Here is an 18,421-nt window from a genome sequence, read left to right as displayed (position 1 = left end):
AAGTCCTTATAAGCGCCGCTTTCTAAAAATAGCTAAACTTAAGCCAATAAATAAAAGAATAAGGAGAATAGCCAGCATAACACCAGGCCAATAGGGGGTAAAATCACTTTTACCGGTTAACCAATTAAGAGAATTAGTACCCAAGATAAAAGGATTGTAATGGTCTATTTTCTTAAAGATACCACTCAAACTACTAATTAAATAAAAGACTGCGACGATCAAAAGACTTTGGCCCATATTTTTGGCCAAGCTAGAGGCGAAAATAGTGGCGGCTAAAATGATGCTGCCATATAGCCAAAAACCAAAAAGTGGTAACAAAAGATGCGGGCTTTTGCCATCATTAAAATAATATGCAGTGTAGCCCAGATTGGTCACAAACGACAGAAAAAGCGTAAAAGTCCAAATAAAAAAGAGATATAGTGCTTTACTTATTACCAAAACAGAACGGGATAATCCTTTTGTGATAAAAGGAATAAGCGTGCCTTTTTCAACTTCAGTACTGATTATACCCGTTGATAATAAGACGATTGCTAATAAAAGAAATTGTGGCAAATTTTTATAATACTGTGTCCAACTATCAATAGAAGTAGATGCAGGTAAGGTGATAGTCATTTTTTCTGGCAGTAATGAAGCCATCATATCTGGCATAATTTTGGCTAAAAAAGGCGATAAAATACCAACAGCAAGAGCAATGATAAATAAAATCGGAATTTTTTTAGTCCGCCAATTAGCAAAAAATTCTTTAGCCAGGAAAAGTTGGAGTTGTTTCATTTTGTCACCACCTTTAAAAATATAGCTTCTAATGTTGGCTCGACTAGTTTAAATTCCAACGGCACTAGGTTTAATGTAGCGACTCTTTTGATAATTTGTAAGCCTAAATCTTCTTGCGGTAAACTTGGTAGGACGAGTTTTTGCGCGACTTGCTGCCAGTCTTGTGGATTTTGCTTTAAAAAAAGAGCCGTATCAGCGGGACTTTCAAAGCGTAATTCATAGTGATTAGGCTGAGCTGTTTTAATTTCTGCTAGTGGGCCAGTTAATTGGATTTTTCCCTCATTTAAAATGGCCACATGATCACATATGGCTTCTACATCAGCTAAAATATGAGAAGAAAATAAAACTGTGGTTTCATTTTTTAAACTTGCTAGAATGCCTAATACTTCTTTGCGTCCTAATGGATCGAGGGCGGAAGTTGGTTCATCACAGATTAATAACTGCGGTTCATTTAAGAGAGCTTGGGCTAAACCTAAGCGCTGTTTCATTCCCCGTGAGAAGCCACTAATTTTTTGATTTGTTGTTTGTAAACCAACTTTTGTTAGTAAGGAGGGGATTTTCAGCTGCAGTTCACTTTTTGACATACCGCTCGTACGACCGCATAAACTTAAATATTCTGTAGCCGTGAGGTAATCATAAAATGCGGGCACATCGGGAAGGTAGCCGATTTTTTGATTGGTTGTGGTATCGCCGTATTTTACTGTCTGTCCGGCAATAGTAACAGAACCACTATCAGCAGCTAAAAGTCCTAAAATAATCTTCATCGTGGTTGTTTTTCCGGCCCCGTTTTCACCAACAAAGCCAAAAATACTGCCTTTGGGGATGGTTAAGCTTAAATTATCAAGAATAAGGTTACTACCAAATTGTTTTTTTACATTTTGCAGGGTTAACATGGAAGTCATTTAATCTTCTCCTTTACCAAAAGCAAAATAGACAATCGGTCCGATAAAAGAAAATACAGCACAAATAATAATCCAAACAATTCGATTACCAAATTTGTAGTGGGGATGTTTTAATACGTCGATAATAGCGTAAATTGCCAGGCCAAGTTGTAAAATAATTAGTGGTATTAAAATAGGTAAATATTCGTGGACATTTAATTGCATGTAAATCACTCCTTATTTAGTTAAATTATTTTGATTGTATAGTTTGTATTAATAATTATAATACAAACTATACAAAGCTGCAAAGAAAAAAGGTTGGGAATTCTCATTCTGAAAATTCCCAACCTTTTTTTCTCTAGAAGTCTTAAATAGCAAGGTATTTTTCCAAATAATCTGCTAAACCATCTTCATCATTACTTTTAGTTGTAATATCATTGCTAATTGCTTTTGCTTCAGGACTCGCATTTTTCATTGCGACGCCCCAACCTGCGTAATCAAGCATCTCCAAGTCATTATGCTCATCGCCAAACGCGATGATATCTTTTCGATCGATTGCCATAGAATCAGCGATAATTTCAACACCCCGCGCTTTTTGAATTCCTTTGGCTACGATTTCCAAAATTGCATTAGGACCACCCCAAGTTCTAACGTCAATGTAGTCAGAAAACTGCGCTTTTAAGGTATCTGAAACCGTTTGTGCCAATTCAGTTTTTGTTTGAATCAACATCGAAGTTGGATTTGATTTTAGATTTTCTAACAAATTATCAGGGGTTGGTTTCTGATTATCAAAGAGATATTCACTGCCAAAATCCAAACGATCGACATAGAATGTGTCGCGATTTTCAGCGGCAACAAAATCTAATTGAAGATCATTTTTTTGTTTTAAAATTTCAAAGACAATATCACGGCTAAAGAGTGTTTCAGATTCTGCAGCCCACTTTGTATAAGGCACGTGGACTAAAGCACCATTAAAATTAACCATTGGCGTATTTAAAGCCAATTGGTGATAAAACTTTTCACTAATGCGAAATGGGCGACCAGTCGCAATGCTGACGATGTGCCCAGTTGCCATCGCTTTTTTTAAAACAGCTTCAGTTTTAGGACTAATTTGGGATTTGGCGTTTAAAGTTGTACCATCTAGGTCAATGGCAATTAGTTTTTTATTCATATATATTCTCCCCTCGTATAAAAGATACGCTGTTTTAGTTTAACATATTTTATATTTTTCACAAGCGGACTGGTTCATAACAAAGATACCTTTAAAAAAAATTAGCGAAGTGAAATAAAGGGGGAATAATTTGTTTTCACAGCAAAACACGAACATTATCAAGGCGGTGATCAAAAAACATCGAGAAAAAGATTGTTTTATTTTTACTGAGAAATTATAATCAGTCTTTGTTGGATGATAAATCCGAAATATGCCCTTATTCTTTTGTAGGAGTGAACATTTTAATGGAAAAGTTTTTTAAATTGAAGGAAAGTAACACAAATGTTTCAACGGAATTTGTCGCAGGTTTAACGACTTTCTTTGCGATGAGTTATATTTTATTCGTAAATCCGACGATTCTATCAGCTTCTGGTATGCCGTTTCAAGCGGTGTTCCTTGCGACAATTATTGCGTCAGTAATTGGAACTTTAGTAATGGGACTTTTTGCCAATGTGCCATATGCACAAGCACCTGGGATGGGGCTTAACGCCTTTTTCACTTTCACGGTTGTTTTTGGCCTTGGTTACACGTGGCAACAAGCCTTGGCGATGGTCTTTATTTGCGGTTTGATTAATATTTTTATTACGATTACCAAAATTCGTAAAATGATTATCCACGCAATTCCAGAAAGTATGCAGCATGCTATTGGTGGCGGAATCGGGATTTTTGTTGCCTATGTTGGGTTGAAAAACGCGAACCTTTTGAGCTTTAGTGCGGATTCTGCAACCATTACAAGTAGTGTTGTGGAAGGGGATAAAGCCGTTAACGTTACGATGAATGGTGGGATTGTCCCAGCTTTAGCTAACTTTAATAATGCTCCGGTCTTATTAGCTGTTATTGGGTTAGTGTTAACGACGATTTTAGTCGTACGTAATGTTCGTGGTGCTATTTTAATTGGGATTGTGGCAACGACAATTTTAGGTATTTTCATGGGTGTTGTTGATCTTAGTGCAATCGATTGGAAAGCTAATTCTTTAGGCAGTTCCATTAACGAGTTAAAAACCACATTTGGTGCAGCTTTTGGTAGTGAAGGTATGCAATCACTGTTTCGTGATGCTGGTAAAATTCCACAAGTTTTAATGACGATTATTGCCTTTAGTTTATCCGATACTTTTGATACGATTGGGACATTTATCGGTACTGGTCGCAGAACCGGAATTTTCTCTAAAGAAGACGAAGATGCTTTAGAAGACAGTCGTGGTTTTAACACCAAAATGGACAAAGCCTTATTTGCAGATGCGATTGCAACTTCAATTGGTGCGATTTTTGGTACGTCAAACACGACTACTTATGTTGAGTCTGCAGCCGGGATTGGTGCTGGCGGACGAACTGGTTTAACATCTGTTGTTGTGGCTGGTTTATTTGCAATTAGCAGTTTCTTTTCACCTTTAATTTCTATTGTACCTGCGCAAGCGACAGCACCGGCTTTAATCTTAGTTGGGGTCATGATGATGGCTTCTTTCAAAGATATTGAGTGGACTGATTTAGAAGAGGCAGTACCAGCTTTCTTTGCTGCAATTTTTATGGGCTTTTGTTACAGTATTTCTTACGGTATCGCAGCTGGCTTCATTTTCTATACAATTGTGAAAGTAATTAAAGGCAAATTTAATGAAATTTCTCCAATTCTTTGGGTTGTAGACATTTTATTTATCTTAAACTTTATTATTTTAGCTGTAATTGCTTAATTAAAAATTACTATCTCATTTATAAGATAAAAATCTAGGGAAAAAGTCGTTTCGGCTTTTACTCTAGATTTTTTTGTCGATTAATTCTTTAAAAATATTTCATGGAAGATAAGCGAATTCATTAAAAAATTGCTGTCTTTTTGCCACATATCTTGGCTTTCCAATTCACCTGTTGTGGAAAATAGGCTATAGTAGTAATGAAAGAGGGTTGACTATGAAGTTAGATTGGAAACGAAATTTATTTATCTCGTGGATTGGGTGTTTTTTTACCGGTGCTAGTTTTAGTTTGGTGATGCCCTTTATTCCTATTTATATTGAGCAGTTGGGCACACCCAAAAATCAAGTAGAATTGTTTGCTGGTTTGGCAATTTCCGTTACAGCCTTTGCCTCGGCCATTGTTGCACCTATTTGGGGGAATTTGGCAGATCGCAAGGGTCGCCGCTTAATGATGATTCGTGCTGCAATTGGGATGACGTTTACGATGGGCTCGTTGGCTTTTGTACCTAATGTATACTGGCTTTTGATTATGCGGTTTATGACGGGGATTTTATCAGGTTATATTCCGAATGCAACGGCATTAATTGCCTCCCAAGCACCAAGAGAAAAAAGTGGATGGGCACTTGGAACATTGTCTACTGGTGCAGTTGCGGGGAATTTAATCGGTCCATCAATGGGAGGCGCGTTGGCTCAGTGGTTTGGTATGGAAAATGTATTCATTATTACCGGGACGGTTTTAGCAATTACGACTATTTTAACGATTTTCTTTGTTAAAGAAGACTTTGTACCAATTGAAAAAACCGACTTATTGACTGTTAAGCAGATATTCAACCGAGTCTCTAACCTTCAAGTATTGATTGGTTTATTTATCACTTCGTTAATTTTACAAGTTGGGGTAACGAGTATTAGTCCCATCTTGACGCTTTATATTCGCCAATTAAGTGGCGATAGTAGTAACATCTTATTTGTCAGTGGCTTAATTGTTTCAGTCGCTGGTGTTTCTGCTATTATTTCTTCGCCAACATTGGGAAAATTAGGGGATAAAATTGGAAATCAAAAAATTCTACTCTTTGGCTTAGTACTGTCCTTTATTTGTTTTATTCCAATGGGATTTGTTAAAACACCGTTTCAGTTAGGTGTTCTACGTTTTATTCTCGGTTTTTCAACCGGAGCTTTAATGCCTTCTATTAATACGTTGATTTCAAAAATCACACCACCAGAAGGCGTTAGTCGAATTTATAGTTACAATCAAATGTTTACAAACTTTGGTCAAGTACTAGGCCCAATGGTGGGTTCAACAGTGGCACACGGGATGGGGTATCGTGCTGTTTTTTGGGTAACCAGTGGTTTTGTGTTCTTAAACATTTGTTTGTCGACTTTTAATTTTCGCAAAGTTTTAAACAAAAGACTTTAGTCTGATTAATTCAGCGGAAAAAAGCTATTTATAAAAAAGTTATTCATAATAAAAGGCTGTGATACGGCTTTTATCACAGCCTTTTAATTGTTTGTTGCAACGAAAGCCAGGATTAAACTTGAACAAAAGTAAATTTGTTTAATGAAGCAAAAGAAACAAAAAAAGATTGCAACAAACTGCAATCTTTTTGAGTCAAGTTGTGTAAAAGACACAACTGTTTGCTTATGCGTGTTTCTTTTTGGGCGTAGCCACTTCGGCAATTAGGATAATGATAACTCCTAAAATTAGGGAAATGATTGAGCTAAGTTTAAAATCATAAGTGCCGCTGTTTAAAGCACTACCCAGGTAGCCAACGACTTGACCTAAGATATACGTCCAAAACAAAGTAACCAAATATTTCATAGCAGACACCTCTTCTCTTGCTCATTTCTCGATTACAGTTTACCATATTTTTCTTGAATGTAAAGTTTTCAAGTGTTTTCAAAAAGGAGGACATACAGTGCTGCCACAATTATATACCGTGACTGCTTATTCTTTGTTGCAAAGTACAATTGAGATAAATCGGCTCGTGCAAACGGCTAAACAAAGAGGCTACGATACATTAGGAATATGTGATCGCAATGTCTTGGTTGGAGCAGTCACTTTTTATAACGCATGTCAGCGTGCGGGTCTAAAATCAGTGATTGGTTTGCACTTAGATTACTATTCACCTGTTCAAGCAGGTGAAAATGAGATCTTATTATTTGCTAAAAATTTTGCTGGTTATCAACAGCTAATGGCTTTAAGTAGTCAAAAAGAAATCAATGGTCAAGTTGATTTGACTGATTTTGCTCCACTAGATAATTTATATGGTGTTTTACCACTAAGAAATGAAGTCGATTACTTTTTTTCAAAAGATGTTGCTAAAGCAGAAAACCGTCTTAATTTTTTTCAGGAACTATTTCCTAAAGAACAATTTTTTTATGGTGTTTCTCCTCAAAAACAATTAGCGGAAGAATTGGTGCATTTTTATCTTCAACAAGGCGTAGCACCTTTTGCTATTAATGAAGTAAATACAATTGATCCAGCGGAAAAAGCAGCAATTGCAGTAATGCAGCACCTAAAAGGCGGCACGCAAATGCAAGATGTTGCTGAATTGGAGCAAGGAAGTGGCGAATACTTAGTTAACGCAAGTCAACTAACGGAGTATTTTCGCCAGAACCAACCGCAAGCATTAGAAAATGCGCAAAAAACTGCAGCGGTTTGTAGTCAGTTTGAGCTACCCTTACACCAAAAGCTATTGCCCCATTATCCTGTTCCCCAAAATAGACCTGCTGCTGAATTTTTGCGACAGTTGTGTGAAACGAAGCTGAAACAGCGGGTTGAAAATATCACGGCTGAATATAAACAGCGCCTTGACTATGAACTGCAAATTATCCACCAAATGGGTTTTGATGACTATTTTTTAATTGTTTGGGATGTAATGGATTTTGCTCACCGTAGTAATATTGTGACAGGTGCAGGCCGGGGTTCTGCGGCAGGATCCCTCGTTGCTTTTGTATTAGCAATTACAGATGTTGATCCGATTGAATACGACCTGTTGTTTGAGCGCTTCTTAAATCCAGAGCGCTACACAATGCCAGATATTGATCTGGATATTCCCGATAATCGCCGAGATGAAGTGCTACATTATGTGAAAGAAAAATATGGCACTTTTCAAGTAGCCCAAATTGCTACATTTGGTACAATGGCTGCCAAGATGGTCCTTCGAGACGTTGCTCGGGTTTTTGGTTTATCACAAAGTGAGGCCAATCGATGGAGCAAGGCGATTCCAAATACCTTGAAAATTACGCTAAAAAAAGCACTGGAAAAATCCAGTAGTCTGCGGGATCTGATTGCATTAAGTGAGCGAAATCGGCAATTATTTGAAGTTGCTTTAACATTGGAAGGACTACCGCGCCATGTTTCCACCCATGCTGCCGGGGTAGTGATTAGTGATAAAAATTTACTGCAATTAATTCCTTTACAAGCTGGAGCCAATGATATTTTATTAACGCAGTTTACCATGAATGATGTGGAAGCTGTTGGCTTATTAAAAATGGATTTTTTAGGCTTACGTAATCTTTCCATTATTGACGATACGCTAAAGGGAATCAAAAAAGTTACAGGGGATAAACTTTCGCAAAAAGATATTCCCCTAACTGATGAGAAGACGTTGAAGCTTTTTCAAGCAGGCAATACATCTGGCGTCTTTCAATTTGAATCCGCGGGGATAAAAAATGTCTTACGTCGTTTAGGTCCAGAAAATATTGAAGAAATTGCTGCAGTCAACGCCTTATATCGACCAGGTCCGATGCAAAATATCGATCACTTTATTAAGCGGAAAAAAGGACAAGAAAAAGTAACTTATTTGGATGATAGTTTGATACCAATATTAAAAAATACCTATGGCATTATGGTTTACCAAGAACAAGTTATGCAAGTTGCAGCTAAAATGGCAGGGTTCACTTTGGGACAAGCCGATATTTTGCGCCGCGCCATCAGTAAAAAGAAAAAAGATGTTTTAGATGAAGAACGGCGCCATTTCGTTAAGGGCGCTGTAAAAATGGGACATAGTAAAACAAAAGCCAATGAGGTCTACGATTATATTGAACGATTTGCTGATTACGGCTTTAATCGTTCTCACGCTTTTGCTTATTCTTTTGTTGGTTTTCAAATGGGCTTTTTAAAAGTGCATTATCCGGCGCCTTTTTTTGCCGCCTTACTTCACTCGGTTCGCAATAATACTGCTAAAGTCAAAGAATATTTAACAGAGGCGAAAAAACAAGGAATTAGAATTTTGCCGCCTAGCATTAATGCCAGTGGTTTTAGTTTTTATTTGGTGAACAATCATGAAATTCGTTTTGGGTTAAGCAGTATTAAAGGTACTCGTCGTGACTTTATTGCCGCAATTATCGCGGAACGAAAGGAGAATGGTCCTTTTCAATCACTGGATAATTTCTTGTATCGCTTGCCAGCAAAGTGGCTTAAATCGGATTTAATTCAGCCTTTGGTGGAGATTGGTGCTTTCGATGAGGTTGAAAAAAATCGACGACAACTTGTAACAGGCTTAGACAGTAAAATTCAAAATATTGAATATAGTGGCGGCAGTATGGATTTATTAGATATTATGGCGTTAAAACCAACTGAAATTAGTGATTATTCGTTGACTGAGCGCTTGAATTTAGAAGAACAATATTTAGGTGTTTATGTTTCCGGACATCCGACTGAAAGTTATCCTGTATTAAAAGCTGCGCGTCAAGTACAGCTGATTAGTGAACTACTACCTAAACAAAACGTGCATCTTCTTTTATACGTTCGAGGAATCCGCGAGATTCGCACGAAAAAAGGTGAGCAGATGGCCTTTGTGGAGGCTAATGATCCGACTGGCGAAGTTTCTTTAACTATTTTTCCAAATAGTTATCGTCATGTGCGCCAAACTTTTGCAGTCGATGACGTCGTCTACGTTGAAGGAAAAACTGAAATCAGCACCTATAATCAAGAGATGCAAGTAATTGCAGATCAAATTGTGTTAGCCAAAAAAATTAGCGACATAAAAAGTGCACCAACTTGCTATATTCGTCTAACTGGTATAGCTGATACAGACAAGCAACTATCAGCCTTGTACGCTTTAATTAAACAAGCGCCAGGAGCAAGTAAAATAATTCTTTTTTATGAAAGTACTGGAACAAAAAAAATACTAGCAGAAAAATATCAAATTGCGGAAAATCCTGTTGTAACGCAAGACTTGAAGAATATTTTTGGTGAAAATAACGTAGTTTTCAAGTGACTTTCAGTAAATTTTACTTTTCGCTTTCAATTTTTTCAATTTTCTGCTCGTATCTCAAGACATTTCCATATTTTAATGGTAAAATGGACAACGTGGTTAATGCCAAAATGGTATTATTTAGGGAAACCTAAAAATATTTTAATGAGGTGAAATTGTAGATGAAACGCATCGGAATCTTAACCAGTGGCGGTGACGCACCTGGTATGAACGCAGCAGTCCGTGCGGTGGTCCGTAAAGCAATCTTCGATGGTATCGAAGTATACGGAATCAATTATGGATATGCCGGTTTAGTTGCTGGTGATATTCGCCGTTTAGACGTTGCTGATGTTGGGGATAAAATCCAACGTGGCGGGACTTTTCTTTATTCAGCCCGCTATCCAGAATTTGCTACTAAAGAAGGACAATTAAAAGGTATTGAACAGTTAAAAAAATTCGGCATCGAAGGCTTAGTGGTTATCGGTGGGGATGGTTCTTACCATGGAGCAATGGCCTTAACACGTCATGGCTTTCCTGCTGTAGGAATTCCTGGAACAATCGATAACGATATTCCAGGTACAGATTTTACAATTGGTTTTGATACAGCAATCAATACCGTCTTAGAATCGATTGACCGCATTCGTGATACAGCGACTTCTCACGTTCGTACTTTTGTTATTGAAGTAATGGGCCGTGGCGCTGGCGATATTGCATTATGGTCTGGTGTTGCTGGTGGTGCGGATGAAATCATCATCCCAGAACACGAATTTGATATGGCTGCCGTTGCAAAACGCATTCAAGATGGCCGCGACCGTGGTAAAAAACATTGTTTAATCGTTTTAGCAGAAGGTGTTATGGGCGGCAATGAATTTGCTGATAAACTTTCTGAATATGGTGATTTCCATACGCGTGTTTCTATTTTGGGCCACGTTGTACGCGGGGGCTCTCCAAGTGCTCGTGATCGTGTCTTGGCAAGTAAATTTGGCGCTTATGCAGTAGAATTGCTTGAACAAGGAAAAGGCGGTCTATGTATCGGCATCGAAGACAATAAAGTTGTTGCCGCTGATATTATCGACACACTTGAAAACAATAAACACAAACCTGATTTGAGTCTATATGACTTAAACAAACAATTATCATTCTAATTGACAGCTACTAAAAGTTAATAAAACAGCAATGTCTGTTTTAAATAAAGGAATAGGAGCGTTTACGTAATGAAGAAAACCAAAATCGTTAGTACGTTAGGACCAGCAAGTAATAGCGTGGAAATTATTTCACAATTAATCGAATCTGGAGCTAATGTTTTCCGTTTTAATTTCTCTCATGGTGACCATGAAGAACAATTAGGCCGGATGAATATGGTAAGAGAAGCAGTGAAGAAAACTGGTAAAGATGTCGCTATCTTATTAGATACAAAAGGGGCAGAAATCCGGACTACTGTTCAAGATACAACTGAAGCAGACTTCGGTCGTGCCGGTTATATCCAATTCAACGTTGGAGATACAACACGTATCGCGATGGATCCAGAATTAAAAGGAACTAAAGAAAAAATTGCTGTAACTTACCCAGGCTTGTTCGATGACGTTCACGTTGGTGGTCACATCTTATTCGATGATGGTTTAATCGACATGGAAATCACTGAAAAAGACGAAGCAAACCGCGAATTAATCGTCGTAGTGAAAAATGCTGGTATGTTAGGTTCAAGAAAAGGTGTTAACGCTCCTGGCGTTTCAATTAGCTTGCCTGGTATTACTGAAAAAGATGCAGACGATATTCGTTTTGGCCTAGATAACGATATTGACTTTATCGCGGCTTCATTTGTCCGTAAAGCACAAGACGTTCTTGAAATTCGTGAAATTTTAGAAGAAAAGAACATGACACATGTTCAAATCTTCCCTAAAATTGAATCACAAGAAGGTATTGATAATATCGATGAAATCATCAAAGTTTCAGATGGTATTATGGTCGCTCGTGGTGACATGGGTGTTGAAATTGCGCCAGAATTAGTACCAATGGTGCAAAAACGTATTATTCAAAAATGTAATGCTGCTGGTAAAGCTGTTATTACAGCAACTCAAATGTTAGAATCTATGCAACAAAATCCACGTCCAACACGGGCAGAAGCTTCTGACGTTGCGAATGCTGTCTTTGACGGTACAGATGCAACAATGCTTTCTGGTGAATCTGCAAATGGTGACTACCCAGTTCAAGCAGTAGCTACAATGGCTCGTATTGACGTTGAAGCTGAAAAAGCTTTATCAGAATTAGGTTCATTCCAAATCAATGAATTTGATAAAACTGATGTTACTGAAACAATTGGTTTATCTGTGGCTCGTGCAGCGAAAAACTTAGGTGTTAAAACAATCGTTGCTGCAACTGAATCAGGCTATACAGCTAAAATGATTTCTAAATACCGTCCAGATGCAGACATCTTGGCTGTTACATTTGACGAACGTACAAAACGCGGTTTAATGCTTAACTGGGGTGTATTCCCAACAGTTGCACAAAAACCAACAACAACAGATGAAATGTTTGATTTAGCTGCTAAAAAAGCTGTTGAATTAGGTTTTGCTAAAGAAGGCGAACTAATCTTAATTACAGCCGGTGTACCAGTTGGCGAACGTGGAACCACAAACGTTATGAAGATCCAATTAATCGGTTCTAAACTATTAGACGCTCAAGGCGTTGGTGAAAGAACGGTTGTCGCAAATGCAGTTGTCGCTAAATCAGCTGAAGAAGCAAATTCTCGTGCTAAAGAAGGAATGGTCTTAGTTGTACCAACAACTGACAAAGATTACATGCCTGCATTTGAAAAAGCTGCTGCTGTTATCGTTGAAGAAGGCGGCCTAACTTCTCATGCTGCTGTTGTGGGTATCGCAAAAGATATTCCAGTTATCGTTGGTGCTGCTGATGCAACAACAACAATTCAAGATGGTGAATTAGTCACTGTTGACCCTCGTCGTGGTATTGTATACCGTGGTGAAACAACAGCTATCTAAGAAGCTATTTAGCTTTTTATTACTAGAACGAAGTAGTCTAGGCTACTTCGTTTTATTTTTTGAAAAGGTGTCAAGAAAATTTCATTGACAAGCTAAAATACTCCCTGTATAATAGCTTTTGTTGCTTAGAGGTGATAAAAATGAAGTGGTCTTTATTGGAATTAAACAAATACCATGAAACGCCGTTAACTTTTTCAGAGACATTGGATTTGAAAAAAGAATTAATGAAACGGGACAATCAAATACTAGATATCACTCCCATTGAAGTAAGTGGGCTTGTTACTGTATCAAAAAGTGATTATCTTATTCATTACACATTGAAGGCGACGTTGACGCTTCCTTCATCAAGAAGTTTAGACCCAGTTGATTTACCACTGGATTTAGTTGTTGACGAAGTTTTTATGACGCCTGAGCAGTTGCAAATGCGGACTGAACTGATTTCAGAAGAAGAGGTCTTGCTTATTGAAGGTCAGACAATCGATTTGGATGAATCAGTGGCTGACAATATCTTGTTAGCAATTCCGTTGCAGGTTTTAACAAAAGAAGAAGAACTCTCCAACCAAATGCCTGCTGGGCAAGATTGGGAAGTCATCTCTGAAGAAGACTATCTGCAACAAAAAGAAACAGCCGCACCCAAAATTGATCCTCGTCTTGCGAAATTATCAGAACTGTTTAATACAACAGAAGATGATGATAAGTAAGATTGGAATAAATAGCAATCTATTTATAGCTTGCTTTTCATAAACAAGGAGGTGTAACAAATGGCAGTACCAGCTCGTAAAACATCTAAAGCTAAGAAAAACAAACGTCGTACTCATTACAAATTGACTATCAACGGTTTGAACGAATGTCCAAACTGTGGTGAATTGAAAAAAAGCCACCACGTATGTGCCAACTGCGGTTACTACGATGGCAAGGACGTAACGACTAAAGAAGCATAATTCATTTTTTTGAGAAAATGAATGAAGAAAACCCGCAAAGCTAACCATGGAGCTTTGCGGGTTTTTATTTTGTATTTTTAAAAACACGAGCAAAGACAAAGCAAGAAACAATAGTCGATTTTTGGCTATGTTGTATTTTATTTACCACATTGTAATTTATAGCCTCCTTTAGTTTGAAAGCAAGGCTTTTTACGTTATAATAGAAAAGATTAAAGCTACTAGGAGGAACTCAAAATGACAAAACAGCAAATTGGTGTTGTCGGCATGGCCGTCATGGGGAAAAACTTAGCCCTAAATATTGAAAGCCGTGGCTATTCAGTAGCGTTGTTCAACCGAACAGCTGCGAAGACAGAAGCGGTAGTAAAAGAACATCCAGATAAGAAATTTAAAGCGACGTATACAATTGCAGATTTTGTCGAAGCAATTGAAAAACCACGCCGGATTTTGCTAATGGTTAAAGCAGGTGCGGCAACAGATGCGACAATTAAAGAATTATTACCTCATTTGGATAAAGGTGATATTTTAATCGACGGTGGCAACACTTTCTTCAAAGATACGATCCGTCGAAATGAAGAATTGGCTAACTCTGGTATCAACTTTATAGGTACGGGTGTTTCTGGTGGAGAAGAAGGCGCCTTAAAAGGTCCTTCTATTATGCCTGGCGGACAAAAAGAAGCGTATGACTTAGTAGCACCTATTCTAGAACAAATCTCTGCTAAAGCAGAAGATGGTGCGCCATGTGTAACCTATATCGGACCAAATGGTGCAGGTCATTACGTGAAGATGGTTCATAATGGAATTGAATATGGTGATATGCAATTAATTGCCGAATCTTATGATTTAATGAAAAATGTGTTGGGACTTTCTGTTGCTGAGATGGCTGACATTTTTAAAGAATGGAATGAAGGGGAACTTGATAGTTATCTAATTGAGATCACCGCGGACATTTTAACAAGAAAAGATGATCTTGGTACAGGCAAACCAATTGTCGATGTTATTTTAGATGCTGCTGGTAATAAGGGTACCGGTAAATGGACAAGCCAAAGTGCATTAGACTTAGGGGTGCCACTACCACTCATTACGGAGTCTGTTTTTGCGCGCTATATCTCTGCTTACAAAGAAGAACGGGTAGCTGCAAGCAAAGTCTTACCTGCTCCAGCGAAATTTAACTATCAAGGCGATAAAAAAGAATTGATCGAAAAAATTCGTGAAGCTTTATACTTCAGTAAAATTATGAGTTATGCACAAGGTTTTGCGCAATTACGTACCGCATCAAAAGAATACGATTGGGACTTGCCTTTTGGTGAAATTGCTAAAATTTGGCGTGCGGGTTGTATTATCCGTGCCCGTTTCTTGCAAAAAATCACCGATGCTTATGACCATAAACCAGACTTAGAAAACTTGTTACTAGATGATTACTTCTTGGAAATTACCAAAAAATATCAGCAAGCCGTACGCGAAGTAGTCGCTTTAGCAGTCCAAGCAGGTGTTCCTGTGCCTACATTTTCTTCGGCAATTGCTTACTTTGACTCTTATCGTTCGGAACGTTTGCCAGCAAATATTATCCAAGCACAACGGGATTATTTTGGGGCACATACTTATGAACGGACAGATAAAGAAGGAATTTACCACTACAGCTGGTATCATGAAGAATAAGTAAAAAACAATGAAAATTTGAATAATTCTAATTTGTTTATGGGAAAGACTGTTGGTGTTTTTGAAAATATCAACAGTCTTTTTTTTATCTTTAGTGAATAAAAGTGGTATCTCGTGTGACTTTTGACGATTATTAACCTACTAATAAGATTTTCAGATACCTCTTTTTTCTTTCATAGTTTCATGGTAAAATGACTATAGTATTTTAATAAAAAAACAACTATTTTTTATTACAAAAAAATATAAAGAAAAGGGATCTAAAACCAAATGAGTAATATTTTAATTATTGAAGATGAAAAGAACTTAGCTCGTTTTGTTGAACTAGAGTTGACGCACGAAGGGTATCATACTGAAGTTCATTACAACGGACGGACTGGTTTAGATGCAGCACTAAATAATGACTGGGATGCAATTTTGTTAGACTTAATGCTACCAGAATTAAACGGTTTAGAAGTTTGTCGCCGTGTGCGCCAAGTTAAAAACACACCAATCATCATGATGACAGCGAGAGATTCTGTTATTGATCGCGTATCTGGTCTTGATCATGGCGCAGATGATTATATTGTAAAACCTTTTGCAATTGAGGAATTACTAGCTCGTTTACGTGCATTACTTCGCCGGATTGATATTGAAGGGGATAAAAATGTCGCAAAACAAACGACTATTACTTATCGTGACTTAGTCATCGAAAAGGAAAACCGTGTCGTTCGTCGTGGCAATGAAGTAATTGAATTAACCAAACGAGAATATGAATTACTATTAACCTTAATGGAAAATGTGAATGTTGTTTTAGCCCGCGATGTTTTATTAAATAAAGTTTGGGGATATGAAACAGAAGTCGAAACAAATGTAGTCGACGTGTATATTCGTTATTTGCGTAATAAAATTGATGTTCCTGGGGAAGAAAGCTACATCCAAACTGTCCGGGGAACTGGTTATGTGATGCGCTCGTGAGCAAAAAAAATAGAACTTTTAACAAAGAACTGAAAGGCCCATCCTTAACAATTAAGTGGGCCTTTGCAAGTTCTTTCTTTATATTTATCGTCTTTACGATTTTTGCGGTTATTACCTATAAGTCTTCGATTAACTTAATCGTAGCTAAAGAACGACACAATGTAGAAGAAGTCATTTCAGAGGTCACTTCCCGCTTGGCTAATGGACAAGAAGAATTGACAACGCAAAGTGCCTATTTTGCGATTGCAAAAATTTCCAATGAAGATCGTACGCCCGATGCTATTTCCCATTTAGATGGCGATATTTTACAACTTGATCAGTTTGTCTCAGAATTAGGGCAACCCGAATTAAACTTGTATGTCTACAACTTGAAAAAAGAGCCCATTTTAAAAACTCATGAAAATGATTTCGAATTAGTGCAGACAAAACGTAAAGAGCCAACTATTATTACGATGAAAGGTTCAACTGGCTTTTTATCCATTCATCCAATCTTTTCCAAAGTGACAAGAGAAAAAATTGGTTATGCACAAACTTTTTATGAGTTGTCTTCTTTTTACGAAATTCGCAGTAAGCTATTATTAACTTTAATTATTTTAGAAGTAGTTTCATTAATTTTATCTAGTTTCTTAGGCTTCTTTTTGTCGACGTATTTCTTGAAACCATTAAAAGTTTTGCGCGATACAATGGATACTATCCGTAAAGATCCAGAATCTGATGCATATATGCCTAAAATTGACACCGATGATGAATTAGCAGATTTGGCGGATATTTTTAATGATATGTTAGAGAGGATGCGGATGTACATTGAACAACAAAAGCAATTTGTTGAAGATGTTTCCCATGAATTGCGAACGCCAGTAGCGGTTATAGAAGGACATTTAAGTATGTTGCAGCGCTGGGGAAAAAATGAACCTGAAATATTAGATGAAGCCTTGAATGCAAGTCAACAAGAAATTAGTCGCATGAAAAGCTTAGTTCAAGAGATGCTTGATTTATCTCGTGCTGAACAAGTGGAGCTTCATTATGCAAATGAAGTAACGCAAGCAAAAGAAGTGACGTATCAGGTCTTTAATAACTTTAAAATGCTGTATCCAGAATTTACCTTTACGTTGGATGATGATTTAACAAAAGAAGAGACGTTGGCAATTTATCGCAACCATTTCGAACAAATTATTATTATTATTTTGGATAATGCCGTGAAATATTCAACTGAACGAAAAGAAGTACACTTAAAAATTGGAAAAAGTAACCAATTTTTTGAAATTGATATTCAAGACTTTGGCGAAGGCATCTCGGAAACAGACTTAGAAAAAGTTTTCCATCGGTTTTATCGTGTTGATAAGGCCCGTGCGCGCACAAAAGGAGGCAACGGCTTAGGTCTTTCTATAGCCAAGCAGTTAATTGACAGTTACAAAGGTGAAATTGTGGTTGATAGTGTTGTAGGACAAGGAACGGTGTTCAAAATATATATTCCAATTAAATAGTTTATTTCATGGGATAATTTTTCTATGGAATACCTGACTAGATATATCTTTTTGCGGTTATGCAATAAAAGTTGTATCTAGTCGGGTATTTTTTTGTCGTGAGATCTATTTGTTAGATTACGCCTTTAAAAAAATAGAAATCATTCCATAATTTTATGCGAATGATTTGTGAATTAAGAGAGTTATTGTACGTCATTTGTTAGATGGAAATGCTTTATACGTCTGGGTTACGATAATAAAATTCGGTCGTGAAAAAAATCAAAATTTATTAGTGTTTTTTGTTGCTTTTTGGATTTAGAATTGCTATATTATTATTTGTTCCGAACAAATGCTATGTCTTAAAAAAAGTTAAAACTTTTACTTGACGTGCTAAATCGGGCATGATATTCTAATAAAGCTGTTGCGAATGAGTTGTTATTTACAACTAACAAAACAGTTCGAAAAAGTTGTTGACATCTGATTTTTAAGATGTTAAACTAACAAAGTCGCTGTTATTAAAAAGCGAGTTGTTGAAATATCATTTCAAAAAGTTTTTAAAACTTTTTGAAAAAAACAGTTGACAGAAATTAAGTCAGCTGATAAGATATAAGAGTTGCTGAAACATTTCAAAAAGCAACCAACTGCAGGTTAAATAAATACATTTAA

At 37.1% G+C, this 18,421-nt stretch carries 15 protein-coding genes; 10 read left to right on the top strand and 5 right to left on the bottom strand.

Annotated features, from left to right (window positions below; all coding sequences use genetic code 11):
• Positions 1–6: 6 nt before the first annotated feature.
• The 4 genes from JZO76_RS11575 to JZO76_RS11560 all read right to left on the bottom strand — a co-directional run bounded on the left by JZO76_RS11575 (position 7) and on the right by JZO76_RS11560 (position 2,823).
• A complete protein-coding gene (locus JZO76_RS11575; RefSeq protein ID WP_206904605.1) occupies positions 7–771 on the bottom strand; it encodes an ABC transporter permease in 765 nt (254 codons plus the stop codon).
• Positions 768–1,673: an ABC transporter ATP-binding protein gene (locus tag JZO76_RS11570; protein ID WP_206904602.1), complete on the bottom strand. Its 906-nt coding sequence runs from the start codon at positions 1,671–1,673 to the stop codon at positions 768–770. Before JZO76_RS11570 ends, JZO76_RS11575 begins: the two co-directional genes overlap by 4 nt.
• A complete protein-coding gene (locus JZO76_RS11565) occupies positions 1,674–1,877 on the bottom strand; it encodes a PLD nuclease N-terminal domain-containing protein (protein ID WP_206904599.1) in 204 nt (67 codons plus the stop codon).
• A gap of 142 nt (positions 1,878–2,019) precedes the next feature.
• Complete coding sequence (locus JZO76_RS11560; protein WP_206904596.1) at positions 2,020–2,823, bottom strand: Cof-type HAD-IIB family hydrolase; 804 nt, start codon at positions 2,821–2,823, stop codon at positions 2,020–2,022.
• 284 nt (positions 2,824–3,107) lie between these two features.
• On the opposite strand from JZO76_RS11560, the gene JZO76_RS11555 reads away from it, so the two are divergent.
• Positions 3,108–4,547, top strand: a complete 1,440-nt coding sequence (locus JZO76_RS11555; protein ID WP_206904595.1) for an NCS2 family permease — start codon at positions 3,108–3,110, stop codon at positions 4,545–4,547.
• A gap of 214 nt (positions 4,548–4,761) precedes the next feature.
• The gene (locus JZO76_RS11550; protein ID WP_206904593.1) at positions 4,762–5,958 is read left to right on the top strand and encodes a multidrug efflux MFS transporter; all 1,197 of its coding nucleotides are present in this window, start codon (positions 4,762–4,764) and stop codon (positions 5,956–5,958) included.
• Positions 5,959–6,180: 222 nt separating this feature from the next.
• On the opposite strand, the gene JZO76_RS11545 is transcribed toward JZO76_RS11550, so the two are convergent.
• Positions 6,181–6,360 carry a YjzD family protein gene (locus JZO76_RS11545; protein ID WP_206904591.1) on the bottom strand — a complete coding sequence of 60 codons (180 nt, stop codon included), beginning with the start codon at positions 6,358–6,360 and terminating at the stop codon, positions 6,181–6,183.
• Positions 6,361–6,457: 97 nt separating this feature from the next.
• On the opposite strand from JZO76_RS11545, the gene dnaE reads away from it, so the two are divergent.
• The 8 genes from dnaE to JZO76_RS11505 all read left to right on the top strand — a co-directional run bounded on the left by dnaE (position 6,458) and on the right by JZO76_RS11505 (position 17,776).
• The gene (gene dnaE, locus JZO76_RS11540; protein WP_206904589.1) at positions 6,458–9,766 is read left to right on the top strand and encodes a DNA polymerase III subunit alpha; all 3,309 of its coding nucleotides are present in this window, start codon (positions 6,458–6,460) and stop codon (positions 9,764–9,766) included.
• Positions 9,767–9,924: 158 nt separating this feature from the next.
• Positions 9,925–10,887, top strand: coding sequence for a 6-phosphofructokinase (pfkA, locus tag JZO76_RS11535; protein ID WP_173103274.1), 963 nt, complete (start codon positions 9,925–9,927; stop codon positions 10,885–10,887).
• A gap of 69 nt (positions 10,888–10,956) precedes the next feature.
• Entirely contained in the window at positions 10,957–12,741 is a 1,785-nt protein-coding gene (pyk, locus tag JZO76_RS11530) for a pyruvate kinase (protein WP_206904587.1), read from the top strand.
• A 140-nt stretch (positions 12,742–12,881) separates the two neighbouring features.
• Complete coding sequence (locus JZO76_RS11525) at positions 12,882–13,442, top strand: YceD family protein (protein WP_206904580.1); 561 nt, start codon at positions 12,882–12,884, stop codon at positions 13,440–13,442.
• Positions 13,443–13,502: 60 nt separating this feature from the next.
• The gene (gene rpmF, locus JZO76_RS11520; RefSeq protein WP_010753256.1) at positions 13,503–13,682 is read left to right on the top strand and encodes a 50S ribosomal protein L32; all 180 of its coding nucleotides are present in this window, start codon (positions 13,503–13,505) and stop codon (positions 13,680–13,682) included.
• A 234-nt stretch (positions 13,683–13,916) separates the two neighbouring features.
• Entirely contained in the window at positions 13,917–15,338 is a 1,422-nt protein-coding gene (gndA, locus tag JZO76_RS11515; protein ID WP_206904577.1) for an NADP-dependent phosphogluconate dehydrogenase, read from the top strand.
• A 267-nt stretch (positions 15,339–15,605) separates the two neighbouring features.
• On the top strand, positions 15,606–16,292 hold the full coding sequence (locus tag JZO76_RS11510) for a response regulator transcription factor (protein ID WP_016171674.1): 687 nt from the start codon (positions 15,606–15,608) through the stop codon (positions 16,290–16,292).
• A complete protein-coding gene (locus JZO76_RS11505; protein WP_206904574.1) occupies positions 16,289–17,776 on the top strand; it encodes a HAMP domain-containing sensor histidine kinase in 1,488 nt (495 codons plus the stop codon). The genes JZO76_RS11510 and JZO76_RS11505 overlap by 4 nt, the downstream gene beginning before the upstream one ends.
• The last annotated feature ends 645 nt before the right edge of the window (positions 17,777–18,421 follow it).

It is taken from the genome of Candidatus Enterococcus myersii, assembly GCF_017316025.1.
GTDB classification, from domain to species: domain Bacteria; phylum Bacillota; class Bacilli; order Lactobacillales; family Enterococcaceae; genus Enterococcus_C; species Enterococcus_C montenegrensis.
The sequence above is the reverse complement of the archived record's forward strand: the minus strand, read 5'-3'. Positions and strand labels throughout refer to the sequence as shown.

Excerpts from the sequence above, each read along its gene's own strand:
- JZO76_RS11575 (WP_206904605.1), bottom strand. The coding sequence starts at position 771 with ATGAAACAACTCCAACTTTTCCTGGCTAAAGAATTTTTTGCTAATTGG.
- JZO76_RS11570 (WP_206904602.1), bottom strand. The coding sequence starts at position 1,673 with ATGACTTCCATGTTAACCCTGCAAAATGTAAAAAAACAATTTGGTAGT.
- JZO76_RS11565 (WP_206904599.1), bottom strand. The coding sequence starts at position 1,877 with ATGCAATTAAATGTCCACGAATATTTACCTATTTTAATACCACTAATT.
- JZO76_RS11560 (WP_206904596.1), bottom strand. The coding sequence starts at position 2,823 with ATGAATAAAAAACTAATTGCCATTGACCTAGATGGTACAACTTTAAAC.
- JZO76_RS11555 (WP_206904595.1), top strand. The coding sequence starts at position 3,108 with ATGGAAAAGTTTTTTAAATTGAAGGAAAGTAACACAAATGTTTCAACG.
- JZO76_RS11550 (WP_206904593.1), top strand. The coding sequence starts at position 4,762 with ATGAAGTTAGATTGGAAACGAAATTTATTTATCTCGTGGATTGGGTGT.
- JZO76_RS11545 (WP_206904591.1), bottom strand. The coding sequence starts at position 6,360 with ATGAAATATTTGGTTACTTTGTTTTGGACGTATATCTTAGGTCAAGTC.
- pfkA (WP_173103274.1), top strand. The coding sequence starts at position 9,925 with ATGAAACGCATCGGAATCTTAACCAGTGGCGGTGACGCACCTGGTATG.
- pyk (WP_206904587.1), top strand. The coding sequence starts at position 10,957 with ATGAAGAAAACCAAAATCGTTAGTACGTTAGGACCAGCAAGTAATAGC.
- JZO76_RS11525 (WP_206904580.1), top strand. The coding sequence starts at position 12,882 with ATGAAGTGGTCTTTATTGGAATTAAACAAATACCATGAAACGCCGTTA.
- rpmF (WP_010753256.1), top strand. The coding sequence starts at position 13,503 with ATGGCAGTACCAGCTCGTAAAACATCTAAAGCTAAGAAAAACAAACGT.
- gndA (WP_206904577.1), top strand. The coding sequence starts at position 13,917 with ATGACAAAACAGCAAATTGGTGTTGTCGGCATGGCCGTCATGGGGAAA.
- JZO76_RS11510 (WP_016171674.1), top strand. The coding sequence starts at position 15,606 with ATGAGTAATATTTTAATTATTGAAGATGAAAAGAACTTAGCTCGTTTT.